10 protein-coding genes are annotated in these 13,544 nt (G+C 57.1%); 3 read left to right on the top strand and 7 right to left on the bottom strand.

Annotation, left to right across the window (positions count from 1 at the left end):
• Window positions 1-139: 139 nt before the first annotated feature.
• The 4 genes from NB063_RS31750 to NB063_RS31735 all read right to left on the bottom strand — a co-directional run bounded on the left by NB063_RS31750 (window position 140) and on the right by NB063_RS31735 (window position 3,777).
• Window positions 140-496: a hypothetical protein gene (locus NB063_RS31750; RefSeq protein ID WP_250933816.1), complete on the bottom strand. Its 357-nt coding sequence runs from the start codon at window positions 494-496 to the stop codon at window positions 140-142.
• A 50-nt stretch (window positions 497-546) separates the two neighbouring features.
• Window positions 547-1,032 (bottom strand): sulfatase family protein, encoded by a 486-nt coding sequence (locus NB063_RS31745; protein ID WP_250933814.1) that lies wholly within the window; start codon window positions 1,030-1,032, stop codon window positions 547-549.
• A gap of 131 nt (window positions 1,033-1,163) precedes the next feature.
• A complete protein-coding gene (locus tag NB063_RS31740) occupies window positions 1,164-3,092 on the bottom strand; it encodes a sulfatase (RefSeq protein WP_250933811.1) in 1,929 nt (642 codons plus the stop codon).
• Window positions 3,093-3,561: 469 nt separating this feature from the next.
• Window positions 3,562-3,777: a hypothetical protein gene (locus NB063_RS31735; protein ID WP_250933820.1), complete on the bottom strand. Its 216-nt coding sequence runs from the start codon at window positions 3,775-3,777 to the stop codon at window positions 3,562-3,564.
• Between NB063_RS31735 and NB063_RS31730 the strand changes: the two genes are divergently transcribed.
• Together NB063_RS31730 and NB063_RS31725 are read left to right on the top strand one after the other, a co-directional pair.
• Window positions 3,679-4,146, top strand: a complete 468-nt coding sequence (locus NB063_RS31730) for a sigma-70 family RNA polymerase sigma factor (RefSeq protein ID WP_250933818.1) — start codon at window positions 3,679-3,681, stop codon at window positions 4,144-4,146. The two genes, NB063_RS31735 and NB063_RS31730, sit on opposite strands and share 99 nt — an antisense overlap.
• Entirely contained in the window at window positions 4,143-5,939 is a 1,797-nt protein-coding gene (locus NB063_RS31725; protein ID WP_250933809.1) for a LamG domain-containing protein, read from the top strand. The genes NB063_RS31730 and NB063_RS31725 overlap by 4 nt, the downstream gene beginning before the upstream one ends.
• 286 nt (window positions 5,940-6,225) lie before the next feature.
• Here the strand turns inward: NB063_RS31725 and NB063_RS31720 are convergent, their stop codons facing one another.
• The 3 genes from NB063_RS31720 to NB063_RS31710 form a co-directional block, all read right to left on the bottom strand.
• The gene (locus NB063_RS31720; protein WP_250933807.1) at window positions 6,226-7,749 is read right to left on the bottom strand and encodes a sodium:solute symporter family protein; all 1,524 of its coding nucleotides are present in this window, start codon (window positions 7,747-7,749) and stop codon (window positions 6,226-6,228) included.
• Between the two features lie 236 nt (window positions 7,750-7,985).
• The gene (locus tag NB063_RS31715; protein WP_250933805.1) at window positions 7,986-8,837 is read right to left on the bottom strand and encodes an EcsC family protein; all 852 of its coding nucleotides are present in this window, start codon (window positions 8,835-8,837) and stop codon (window positions 7,986-7,988) included.
• A gap of 90 nt (window positions 8,838-8,927) precedes the next feature.
• A complete protein-coding gene (locus tag NB063_RS31710) occupies window positions 8,928-9,917 on the bottom strand; it encodes a rhomboid family intramembrane serine protease (protein ID WP_250933803.1) in 990 nt (329 codons plus the stop codon).
• A gap of 100 nt (window positions 9,918-10,017) precedes the next feature.
• Between NB063_RS31710 and NB063_RS31705 the strand changes: the two genes are divergently transcribed.
• Window positions 10,018-13,446, top strand: a complete 3,429-nt coding sequence (locus NB063_RS31705) for a PVC-type heme-binding CxxCH protein (RefSeq protein WP_250933802.1) — start codon at window positions 10,018-10,020, stop codon at window positions 13,444-13,446.
• Window positions 13,447-13,544: the final 98 nt, after the last annotated feature.

Raw genomic sequence — 13,544 nt, 5'->3', positions numbered from 1 at the left:
TTGCGATGCTCGCTGCTTCCAAGAGGAACGTCTTTGCTGATCTTTCGCCGACCAAGTTTCAGTGTATTTCGCAAAATGCTTGCGATCACGCCGGGAGAAAGCTGGAAGCCCAGTGGCTGGATTGCCGAAGCGATTACCCTCAATCCGATGTTTGTCCAGACCTCACCATCGCGGACCGGCGATCCAGCCGTTTGCGTCTTGACTTCAGCTTTGATCGCCTGGACGACGCCCGGCTGGCTTTTGCTAGCATTCTTGCGTCCGCCCCTTTTTTTCGGACTCGCCCGGCGGCCTCATCAGCGGGCAGATTTTCGAGGTCACGTTTCCCTTGAGCGATCGTGTCGGGATGGCAACCAAACAGATCGGCGATGTAGGCCACCCCACCATGGCCCAGTTTGTAAGCTTCAATGGCAGCGTAACGTCGTCTGTCCTTTTCATTAAAAGACTCGTACAGCTGACGCATCTGGTTTTCAATGTCCTGTCCGTAAACGTCCTTCATCGTTGGCCTCCGTGGAATCGAGATGCCTCGATTCTACAAGATTGCCGAAGTTATTTCCGAACAAGTCCTAAACTGATGTTAGCCGCAAATTGTCCGCCGCTGTTCTGGCTGTAGACATGCTTAAAACCGTGATCGGTGATTTTCACGCTCGCACCAAGATGCCATTTCCCGAACTGGGCGGTGATGTATCCGGCGGATTGAAGCCGCTCGGCGATCGTCAGTTCTTTGTCAAAACCCTCGAGCGATTGACCATTGGCTTCGACACCAAACTTGGACTGGAATTTCCCGACCAGCAATCCCGCTCGTGACGGAATGCACTGTGGCGCAGTACTGTAACCGTTTCGTGCCAGCACACCGCTCTTGGCGAGAGCATCGACATTGGGAGTTCGCACATCGTCAACCACACCCTGACATGAAAGGTCGGCGTAGCCGTGGTCGTCGGTGTAGAGAACTATAATGTTAGGCCGGTCGTCGGCAGTCGCCGTCGCCGAAAACAGCAACAACAGCAAGGTGGTGTGCAGGGGAAGCGATTTCACGAGATAACCTTTGTGGGGATTTCAGGTTGCGTTTTTTCAAGTCATCGACCGCGACAACGAAACCCTATCTGCTCGAGCGAAGGGTCAGCGGCATGAGATCCAATTGCAGTTCTGATTGATGCCGTGATGCATCAGAACTTCCATCGATAAACCTCACGTCCATCGCCGGTTGTCAGCCGAATGTTGGCGAGCGAGATTCGGCCTTGCCCGGTGGCAGGATCGATGCGGACGGCAAGAACGGGATGATCGACAGACCACTTAATGCTGTATTCGTGAGGCTTGCCGTCGTGCTTGACGTCAAATGACGTACTGCGGTCGCGGATGAATGCGGGGGAAACACCTTTCTCGTGCCAAAACACTTGCCCCGCTCCCTTTGCATCGGAGCTCATCGTGAATGTTAACACCAGCGACTTTTCGGTAACCTCAACGGGAAGCGTGTAGCTCAAATAGGGATCACCGCCGTCACTCGACAAGATCAGCGAACTGTCTTGGAGTGCGATCTCGCACGTGCCACCGGGTAGCCAGCCTGCGACGGGCTTTCGAGGTTTCTGTGCTTGATCCTTTCGGGCTTTGCTTCCACTTTTGCCGATGCCTTTCAACGAAGCTTTGCCGATCAATTCGGGACGATACTTCGTTGGATCGAACTTGGGATTAGGCAGAGGCACGATCGCGTTGTTGTCAATGAGAAACTGATCGATCATTTGATCAAGTTCACGCACTCGGTCGGGCTGAACCGAGGCAAGATTATTTTGCTCACCGAGGTCGTCCTTCAGGTTGAACAATTTGTAATCGTGCTGACCATCGTCGCCACCATAAAAGATGCGGATCAGTTTCCAGTCGCCAGCGTGAACGCTGACTGACGGTGGTAGCCACTCAGGAATGTTGGGCGAGTGTGGAAAGTATGTAAAGATCGCGTCGCGACTGAGTGGCTTACCCTGCAATGCGGGTACGATGCTGACACCATCGAACGATTGGTTCGGTTGAGGATTGATATCGAGCCGTTCCAACAGAGTGGGATAGAAATCGCAACTCTGAATGACTTCGTCGCTGCGCGAGCCGGCTTTCACGTGACCCGGATCAACAACGATCGCTGGCCCGCGGACTCCGCCTTCGTACATCGTCGCCTTACCACCGCGAAGCGGAAAGTTACTCGTTGCCGAGGTGCCGTCGACCTCGTTGTACATGTTGCCGCCGTTGTCCGATGCGAACACGATGATCGTGTTGTCGGCAATACCAAGCCGGTCTAACGTGTCGAGCAGAGTGCCGACCGCGTCGTCCATGCTTTCGACCATCGCGGCATAGGTTGGACTGCGCTGCGGATCGTTCTCATCAACCTGTTTCTGATACTTGTCGATCAGGGAACGCTTGGCATCAAAGGGCGCGTGCACGCTGAACATCCAATAGTTCAGGAAAAAGGGTTTGTCGCGGTGCCGCTGCATGAACGCGACGGCTTCCTTCGCCATGCGATCTTCAAGGTGCTCGTCCAGAATATCCGGATCGTGGTCGAAATCCTTGAACATCCACGGTGCGACGTAGCTTCCCGCCGGTCCTGGACCTGGGTGGTGAGGAACGTCCACTTCAAAACCGTGCTCCAAAGGCGAGTACGGCTCCGAACCCAAATGCCACTTGCCGAAGTGCCCCGTGGCATAGCCGTTGCCTCGGAACATTTCCGCAAGCGTGTAGTAGTCGGTATCCAGCCGAGACACCGAACTCGGAATCGTGCATTTCTGATTCGCGGGACCGGTTCGCGTCGCAGTGGCCGCCAGCGTAACTTGCGGCAGATGGCAGTTCGGCGAAGTGATTCCGTGACGTGCGGGACTTAGCCCCGTCAGCACGCTGGCTCTTGTCGGCGAGCACAACGGACTGGCCGAATACGCTCGCGTGAACGTCATGCCGCGAGAAGCCAAACGTTCGACATTGGGTGTTTTGTAGAATGACGTCGTGCCGAACAGCGTCGTGTCGCTCCAGCCAAGATCATCGGCAAGGATAAAAACGACGTTCGGTGGCGACTCCGCCTGAGCCGTTGAAGAAAGCAAAAAGGCGGCGACCAGCAAAATCACCAGTCCCCGTTGCGACTGAGAACACGAATGTCTGTTGCGTTGACAATGGGGCACGAGCGGCTCGAGGTTGAGGCGGGGAAGCAATTCTGACTCGTTTTTGACATTGAGCCGACGAACACTTGTATGCCTGCGAACGGCAAACCTCACAAAAGAATCTGACAAAATGGTTCCGGATGATTTTTTCGATCGTGATCTAGTGCATTTTGCGGAAAGCTAGAGAAATTTCCTCCAAAGTAGCGGCAGGTTCCGGCGCGGGCGGCAAACAGCTAATCAGAGAGTAGAGCGGTCCGCGACTAGCGTCTCATGCCATCTACTTAGACAGCGGAGCGGTGCAAGCCGCCATGGATACATCGCGTGAGATGTTCGAAATTTACCGGACGGCTCGCGCCGTTCCGCTACATTTGAAATCCTTCAGTAATACAATCGACGTCCCGAGAGACCGAGCTACGTGAAAAGTGGCGCTGTTCAGTTAGGGTATTTCAGAGGTGTTCAGTTGACGGATTCTGCCGAAACGCAACGAGCCATTGCCCAAGTTCTCGCGGGTGATCGAGAGGCTTTCCGACACGTCGTGCGCGAACACAGCTTGATGCTCCGAAGTTACCTTGGCAGCCAGTTGCACCGTGCCGACGAGATCGATGACCTTGCCCAGGAAGTGTTTATCAAGGCCTTTCGCAGTCTTAGTCAATTTGATTCCGGAAAGGACTTTCGCGCATGGCTTCGTGGGATCGCGAAGAACGAACTCTTGATGCATTTTCGAAAAACGGGCCGGCGCAACGCACACGAGGCAAAGTTTCGCGAGGAAGTTGTGGAGACCATTCAGAGCGACATCGACCATGACTTTAGCAAGCAAACCGACAGCGCCATTGAGTCTCTACTGCGATGCATAAATCAACTTCCCGAACGGATGCGCTTGGTAGTACGGTCTGGTCTCGATGGTATCAAAGCGGCGTCGATGGCATGCGAATTATCGACGACGGTCGGAGCCGTTTACAATCTCCACTACCGCGCCAATGCGTTGCTGCGCGAATGTGTCCGTAAGGAGACCGACCAATGAATGCGGATCTACGGCAACTACTCGCCGCTTGGCTCGGAAACGAGCTTGATAACGATACTCTCGCACCGCTTATCGAGCGGCTCAAGTCTGACGACGAATTTCGCGAAGCGTTCGTCCGTGAAGTCATCATGCATGGTCAGTTAAGGGCTGTTCAATCAAGTGAGCCGCGTTGGCTTGAACTTGAAGACTTGATCGGTGCAGCGGTGTTGGATCGTGAGTCGAAGAATCTTGAATCAAGGGTGATGCACGAGATCACGACTCCTGGCTTTGCGGAAACTGAGTCTCGCAATGATAGACACCGCTGGCAATCGTTTGCACTTGTGGTCGGTGTGGCGGCATCGTTGATCGGATTTCTGGCATTGGTGTTTTGGTCGAGCGATCAGATGGATCCCAACCAGCCCTCCGTCCAACAAATCGCCTCGGATTCGGCAATCATAGATTCCGATCCTGAAGAGACGGCGGGGCGAATTGGCGTGGCGGTACTTAGTCAAGCAGTCGATGTGGATTGGGGGGATGGGGAGCCGGTTGCGACCGGGACGATGGTCGGCACGGGGAACCTTGCACTGCGTAGCGGCACGATTCAACTGGATTTTTTATCGGGAGTGCGACTGCTGGTACGCGGCCCTGGGAACCTCGAACTTCGGGGTGCTGATGAGGTCTTTTTGCGAGAAGGATCAGCGAGCTGCTTCGTCTCCGAGATGGGACATGGGTTCCGCATCGTCACCAAGGAGATGGAGGTCATCGACGTGGGAACGGCGTTCAGCATTGACGTGCGGCGTGGTCGGCAACCACAGGTGCATGTTCTGGAAGGTTCCGTCGAGATCAAAACACCAATGACCGAGATGATGGCTTTGCAGGAACATCATGCGATTCGCATGACCGACGCCGGACCGGAAACGGTTCCGTATTCGCCCGGCCGTTTTCCGGACCCCTCCGATCTTCGCAAAAAGCGGAACGAGAGTGCGCAGCGACAATACACTCTCTGGCAGGCAAAGGCCCACGAATTGAGCAATGACCCTGCGGTCCTGTTGCATTACACCTTTGAAGTATCGGATCCCGGCGCTTTGGAGGTCCGCAACACAGCCGCCGATGCATCCAATGCGACCGACGGCGTCATCATCGGCTGCGACTGGACCACCGGTCGCTGGCCATCGAAGCGAGCCGCCGGATACCGTAACGCTGGTGATCGGATTCTGTTCCAGGTCCCTGGTGACCACGATTCACTCACCATGCTTGCCTGGGTGCGCATCGACGCGCTGACGCAACCCATAACGTCCCTGTTGATGACGGAGTCTCCACTCCGCCGAGCCCGCTTTGCTCCAACTGGCGACCGGGTTGTTCAAGAAGCTCTCGCCCGACGGTCCACGTCCAAGGTGCAGACCGTTCGCTGGGAGCTAAACCAGGAAAATGCGAACGCGACATTCAACGTCGGCTATGGAAACTCCTCTCCCAAGAGTTGGATCTATAGCCAAACAGCCGCCCGCAACCCGGCGACCCTCTCGGACAACTGGGGCCAATGGTCGTGCTTGGCAGTCACCGCAAACGTGACAACTGGCGAGGTCGTTCACTTTCTAAATGGCAAACGCATCGGAACTGGGAAACTCAAAGATCCTTCGCCGCTGCTGTTGGATTTTTTGGAACTTGGCAATTTCGGAGTCTCCGCAGACGAACTGGAGCGTACCGCTGGCGATTCGCAGCGTCGGTTCTATGGAGTGATCGATGAAGTCCTGATCGCAAACCGTGTCTTCGGCGATTCGGAAATTGAAGAGATCTGGTCGGCGGGAAAACCGTAAACCGATTTACCGATCGCAAACAGGCCGCTTAAGCTCACGCAAGATCCAGTCGCCAATCGTGATCGCATCGCTGACGGGGCGTCGCGTAACATCCTCGTCGATGATGGCACGGAAGGCTTGCCATCGAAGGCGGGGATCACCTTTTTCATCTTGGCATGACCATTGCAATCGTTCAATCGTTCGGGCAAACAGCCTTGGACGAGTAGTAGCATCAAGGCAACGCGAACCGAGGCACGTGAAGAATCGCTCAACACGCTCCGCAATAAACGCAACGCCCCCAAGGCGTTCACGCCGAAAGGGTTTCTTCGATCAGTTCGCGCGGTGGCAAGAGTTTCGCGTAGTAAGCTCCAAAGATCAAACCGACCGCGCTGACAACAACGCCTGCAAGTTCATGCGGCAGTACCCAACCATAGGGTTCTAACCACGGTTCGAAGAACATCTCCCATCCCATCACAAAATGCAGCGTCCAAACCGCGACCCCCCATCCCATCGCGAACCAGGCGGCTTGAGGTGGAAGGCGGGTGGAGTGGATCCCGAAGACAAACGGGATAAACAAACCGACCAACGCCATCGAATAGGACGCTTGCACAAGCTCATAGGCCCCTTGGCCGCTCCACGCCAAAGCAGCCGAGAGTGCCGTCACCGAACCGATCGCAACACGCTGCAACCTTAATTGACCTTTCTGCGACATCGGGTGCGAACGTTTTCGCACGATCATGGGCTCAACCAAGTTGTGTGCCAACACCGCCGCCGGCGCCATCACGGCGCTGACGATTGTCGACAACACCGCTGACACGATCGCGAGGAAAAAGATCAACAACAACGTCGGGTTGAGCAGTTTGGCGGCGACCAAAACCACCACCCCATCGAGCTCACCCGATTCACTCGGTAAAAGCAAGTGAGCGGCCATTCCGGTACCAACCGGCAAGATCCCCATGAGCAGATAACCACCCGCGGCGATCAAGCACGCCTTCACCGCGACCTTGTCGGTTTTGGCTGAAAAGATGCGTTGCATCAAATCTTGCATCGGCAGGTTCCCGAGAGCCCCGATCGCGAGGGCACTGATCGCGACCATCGTGTCACGCCAAAAGGTTTCCGGGTCGGCGATCCGCCATCGGTGTTCGGCGATGTCGGTTTGCATCGTGGTCATTCCCGCGGCCATGTTGCCATCACCGAGGTGGACGAGAATCGCAGCTCCGAGAACAAGCAAACCGATCAGGATCAATCCCATTTGGATCGCATCGGTCCACGTGATCGTCCACATGCCACCCATCAACGTGTACCCGGTGCCGATCGTGGCGACGGCAAAGATGCCGACATCTTTCGGAATCCCAAAGAAGACTTCGAGGATCTGAGCCAAGGCTACAAACTGCGCCGCCACCCATCCGAAGTAGCTTGGCACGATGATCAGCGACGCGATCTTCTCCGCAGCGACGCCGTAGCGTTGTCGAAAGAAGTCCGAGACGGTCAGAATCCCCATCCGCCACATCGGGCCGGCAATAAACAGCCCCGCGAGCAACAAACAAACGGCAATCCCGAGCGGATCGAGCATCGCTTTTCGCAGCCCTTCGTTGCCCACTTCATCGGCGGTCGTCATCAACGACTCGGCGCCAAACCAAGTGGCGATGATCGTGATTGCGGCGAGCGATGTCGGCAGGCGGCGCCCCGCCAGAACGAAGTCTTCGACGTTGTGTATCCTTCGCCTCGCGATCCAGCCGATCAGGTACAACCCCAAACAATAAACGATCAGAGCGATTGCAAATACGCCATACATCCCATCGGGGAGGTGCGTCGACTCGGACACGGGCATGTAGGGGTTCCGACAGGAAAGGTGATGGTCGCAAAAGAATTTTTTGCGGCAGCAATGTAGCGAAAAAGCCCGATTCCAGTGACTAGCAAATCTGGAAAATTGTCGCTTTTTTGGCCGCCACCTCCCGGCTGTGACTGGGACGTTTTTCGCCCCCTACAAGACGCTTTCCGCGGCCGGTTGCGGCAGCAGATGGGGACCGTCTCGGCAGAGACCTCCCCCAACAGCCGTCCCCTCACTCAGTCACTCTCGGTGATCCGATTGTAGGCCTCTTCCACGAGTGCTTTCCCGTACTCGCGTTCGAGTCGACGGACGGTGAAGTGAGCTCGAGCGAGGTCTTGATAGTGGTCGATGAAATAGCTGTTGATCAATGCTCCACCGACGGCGCCGATGACCGGGATCGCTTGCGCGGCGAGTTTTTCACTGACCACCATCCCGAACCGCTTGCCGATCATTTGCAACAGTTTGACCAACGGAGGTGCCGCCGTTTCGCTGGCTCCGTGCTTGAGCACATACTTCGACGCGTCGGCGACTTGTTTGCTCATCGCGGCGCGGACGGCGAAGTAACCGATTTCGGTTTGGTCATCGATGTCGCTGCGTTTTCCACCATCGATTGCAAAGACCTCCAAGCAGGCAAGCTGAGTGTTGACGTCCTTGAGATTTTCACCTTGCGACCGAGCAATGTCCGCAACGCTGCGAAGGATCAACACAGTCGACACAGGCAGCTCGATGGCAACGGTGGACAGGCCAAACGCACCGCCTGCGGCACCCGATAGCCCGGCCATCAATTTATGGCTAATCAGTTTTGGTTTGCCGCCTTTGGTTTCTTGACCGAGTGTACGCAGTGCGACCTGCAACGCGGTCTGCAGCGATTTGTCGACAGCTTTGTGCAAGACGTCTTCCGCGATGTCCGGAAGCATCTTGATCGATGCCGTGATCGGGGCACCGATCAGCTCCGTCAACCGATCGGCCAGCCCGTGATGTTCGAGCGTCGCTTTGGCTTCTTTCAATTCGGCGAGCACATCATCAGGGAGGTCACCGTCGATGATTTCGCTAGGAACGATCTTGTTTGGCATGATTTCGTCGGGCATGGGGGTAATTTCAGAAACCGTTTTAAGAGCAAGTACCGACGCGATGATCACCGTGTTGACGCTCGCGCCGAAAGAGTCACCGGATTCGCATCATCCAAACCGGGGCGGAGCAACCGCGGCAACAAGCATGCCCGCGACGAGACCGCCAACGTGTGCCCCGTTGGCAATTCCGGGAATGATCGGCGTGAAGCACAGGACAAGAAACCCGAGCATGAATTTGATGTTGAAGGAGGGAATCTCAACCGGGTAGTCGGGCTGAAATTTGGGACGAATCCAAACGAATCCGAATACTCCAAAAACGGCGCCTGATGCCCCGATCGCGAGCGGTCCCTCCAGCCAATCAGGCAACGCGATCTGAGTGGTCGTCGCAACGGCTTGGCAAAGCAACAACAAAAACAGATAGAACCGACTGCCGTGAATGCGTTCGACGACACCTCCGAGGATATAGAGGTTGATCATGTTGAACGCCAAGTGCATCATGCTGCCGTGCAAGAGCATTGGCGTGAACAACCTCCAGACCTCGCCACTTTTGATCGACGCAAACGCATCCCCGGTGGCGTAATAGGTCGTGATATCAACGCACGTCAGCGCGTTGTACAGGGTTGCCTGACTCGACGCCTCCGCGCTATCGGGGTTCGGACGAATCATACTGAAATTGGTCGCGAATCCGATGAGCGTCGCAAACACGACCACTGCGATCGTGACGGGGATGGACGCAGGAGTCTGACCGCCCAACCCGCCCGCAAAATTACCCCCGCCGGTGCCCCGGCGAAGCTTCATTTGAGATTTTTTCTGAGCGGCGAGCTTTTTGGCAATCTCGTTGGACCGCTGACGGCGCAGTCGCTCGGCGGCAGCGGAAACGTCATACTCTGACGAAGTCGGATCGGATTGGAACTGCGAGAACAATTCACGAGCTTTCTCAACGTCCCGTTCGTCCCGGATCCAGATATCATGTTCGGTGGTAGCGGGCGGCGCGGATTCGTCGATCGAGCTGGTTTTGGCGTCGATCGCTTGGGTTTGGAGGTAGTCGCAAAAGCGGTTGGCTTGCGCCTCACCCGGTAAGTTGCCGATTCGCCGCATCAGAAATTTCCCAAATTCGTCAATTGATTGCTGTTTTGATATGTTCTACGCACTTCGGGCTTACGTTGCACGACCGGTTGACGTTTATCGGGCCAATCGAATGAACCCGCGACGCGTAACCCGCCGAACGGTCGTAGGCGGACTATTGTGTGCGATGACCGCAATTCCGCCGGTTTTCGCGGCTGATCCGGTCCCGGAGGCCGAGCCCTCGCGTCCCGCCGCGACAACATCGGGATCCCCAACCGGCGGAAACGAATCCGCGTTTCCGGTGCCCGAGAATACCGAGCCGCTGGCAGTTTCTCATCCGCAGCTTAGCCCCTCGGATAGTGCCGCAGCGATCAGGCTGCCGGCCGGATTCGACGTGTCCGTTTTCGCCGCCGAACCCGACGCGCAGAATCCGATCGACTTGGCCTGGGACCATCGCGGACGGATGTGGGTCGCCGAAAACTACACGTATGCAAAATCAGGGGTCCGCTTTCGCGACGACCTACGCGACCGCGTCGTCGTCTTTACCGACGAAGACTGCGACGGCACTCCGGAAAGCCGCACCGTCTTCCTGGACACGCTTTCACGTCTGACGAGCGTTGAAGTGGGACCAGGGAAATTTACCGTCGCGGGAGTTTCAACGGCACCCGGTCGGGGTGACGAACTCACAAATGGTGTGGCGGGGACGCGGGACAGCCAAGCGAGTCCACAAACCGTCGACGGTGTGTGGTTGATGTGCCCGCCTCAATTGCTGTTCGTCCCTGACGCCGATCATGACATGGTTCCCGACGCACCGCCCCGCGTGGTGCTCGACGGCTTTGATGTGGCGAAGCAGAACTATCACAACTTTGCCAACGGCCTGCGATTCGGTCCTGACGGTTGGCTCTATGGCAGGTGCGGTGGTTCCTGCCCAGGTCGCGTGGGTGCACCCGGCACGCCCGATGCGCAACGCGTTGCACTGGAGGGCGGCATGTGGCGTTTCGATGTTCGCACCGAACGGTTCGAAGCGATCTGTCATGGAACGACCAACCCGTGGGGTCATGATTTCAACTCGTTCGGTGAGCTGTTCTTCATCAACACGGTAAACGGTCATCTGTGGCACGGCATCCACGGTGCCCACTTCAACCGCCCCTTCACGCTCGACCCCAACCCGAACGTTTACGCAACAATCGACCAGCACGCTGACCACTATCACTTCGACACCGGCCAACACTGGACCAAATCACGCGATGGCGCGGCAAACGACTTTGGGGGCGGACACGCCCACTGCGGACTGATGATCTATCAAGAGTCGACTTGGCCGAGCGAGTACCGCGACTCATTGATGACGCTGAACTTTCACGGCCGAAGAGCCAATCGCGAAAACCTTTTGCGCCGTGGCAGCGGTTACGTCGGAACCCATGGCGACGACTTTTTCCTCAGTGATGACGAGTGGTTCCGCGGCATGGAAATGTCGGCGGGACCGGATGGCAACGTTTTCGTTCTCGATTGGAGCGACCTGGGCGAGTGCCATGAACACACCGGCGTCCATCGCACGAGCGGCCGGATTTACAAAATCACGGCTAGGCAAAGCGATACCGAGCGGCAAACCTCCGCATCGCTCCGCGAATCCAGATTGAAGCGGCTCGCCGATGGAGACGTGCCCGGTTTGATCGAAATGGTGAGCGGCGAAGATCGTTGGTTCAGCCATCAAGCGGCATTGCGACTGCGTGAACTTCGATCCAGCGGCGTGGACGTTTCCGTGGCAATCGCTTCGATGAGTTCGTCGGCAAAAAGGCGACGAGAGGCAGATCACTCATCCGGTGATGGAATCCCAGATGCAGCGTCAACCTGCAGAATGTTGTGGACGCTCGATTGCCTCGACGGTTTCAGTGAATCCGGCGGCCCAGTCAGTCTACGCGACTACGACGTGTACCTCAGCGATCCGTCGGAGCACGTTCGCGCCGCCGCGATTCGCTCCTTCACGCAGCGATGGCCGATCGATGATGTTTACGGACCAAACGAGCAAGGACGAACCGCGTGGCCCCAGATTGCTGACCAAGCAAACGAGCTGATTGCCACGATGGATCGGGTCGGTGCCCAAGATTCCGCATTGATCCGTTTGACGCTCGCATCCACGCTGCAGCGATTGCCGATCGAAATGCGTGCTTCCGCGGCGACCAAACTGCTGCAACTCAGCGGCGATCAAGATGTCGGCGACCACAATTTTGCCAAGATGGTTTGGTACGGCGTGATGAGCCGCAGCTCGACGCACCCCCGCGAGATGATCGACGTGGCCTCGGCATCCCGACTTCCGGAGCTAACGACTTATCTTGCGCGCAGCGTGGCCGAACAGATCGAAACAACTCCGATCGCCTTCGGTGAATTGGCCGCGGCTGGCATGAGCAAGCTCAACTCAGACGACGTGGAAAACGCTCGGCGTTGGTGCGACGCGATGTTTGCGGGGATCGAACAAGGGTTGGTGGGCATTCGGCGAGCGGAGATGCCGAGCAATTGGCCGCAGTTCAAAACCGCGATCCGAGCGGCGAGTCTCGATCAGGAAACGCTGCTCAAGCGGCTCGACACGCTTTTCGGTGATGGACTCAGCACCGAGCGACTCGCCGAGATTCTCGATGACAAGGACGCCGACCTCACCGAACGGCTCAATGCGTTGAAGGGGCTCGTGGCAGCGTGGCACGAGGCGGGTTCGAACGATCCGGCGGCTGCGGCAAAACTGGTCAAGTCGGCCAAACCGCTTGTCGCGAGCCCGCACGTCAACCTCGCCGCGGCGGAAACCCTTGCGACGATCGAACATCCTGCCGTCGCCCAATTGCTGCTCGATCACTACGGACGATTCCGGGCCCCGCTGCGGGCCAGCGTGGTGTCACTGCTTTGTTCACGAATGACATTTGCGACCGCGTTGGTCGAGCGACTCGAGCGGACCGGGCGGGGAAAACTGTCCAAGGACGCACTCGATGCATCTCACGTGCGGGGGCTCGTCGCGTTGGGCGATCCCGATCTGACTCGCCGGGTGGAATCGGTTTGGGGGCGGGTGCGTGAAACGCCGGGCGAGCGGCTGGCCGAGATGAGCCGCTTAAAAGCGATGCTGACGCCCGATCGGCTCCGCAGAGCGAATCTGTCCGATGGCCGCGTCCTATTCGATCGGATGTGCTCGACGTGTCACCGGATGTTTGGCGCCGGCGAATTGGTCGGCCCCGATCTGACGGGGGCCCAGCGTGGCAGCCTGGATTATTTGCTGAGCAACATCGTCGACCCCGACGCGGTCGTGGGCGTGGACTTCCGGGCGACAAAGATTTTGACCCTCGACGGCCGTTTACTCGTCGGGTTGGTGACTCAGCGGACACGCCGGACCCTGACAATCGCGTCGGACTCGAGGACGGAAACGATTTCACTCGACGAAGTCGAAGACGAATTTCCGACGGAAAGTTCGCCGATGCCGAGCGGCCTTTTGCAGCCCCTCAGCGATAATCAGATTGCGAATTTGATCGCCTACCTGCAATCACCTGTGCAGGTCGCGGGAGCCCAATCGGAAAACGCCGACTGATCGATGGTGAAGGGGCAAATTGCGGTGAAAACCAGCCCTGAATATTGCACGCGATTCGTAGGCCGTATCGCATAAACCATTGCCAAGCCAGAACTTCG

This window comes from Aporhodopirellula aestuarii (assembly GCF_023701485.1).
Taxonomy (GTDB): Bacteria; Planctomycetota; Planctomycetia; order Pirellulales; family Pirellulaceae; genus Rhodopirellula; species Rhodopirellula aestuarii.
The sequence above is the reverse complement of the archived record's forward strand: the minus strand, read 5'-3'. Positions and strand labels throughout refer to the sequence as shown.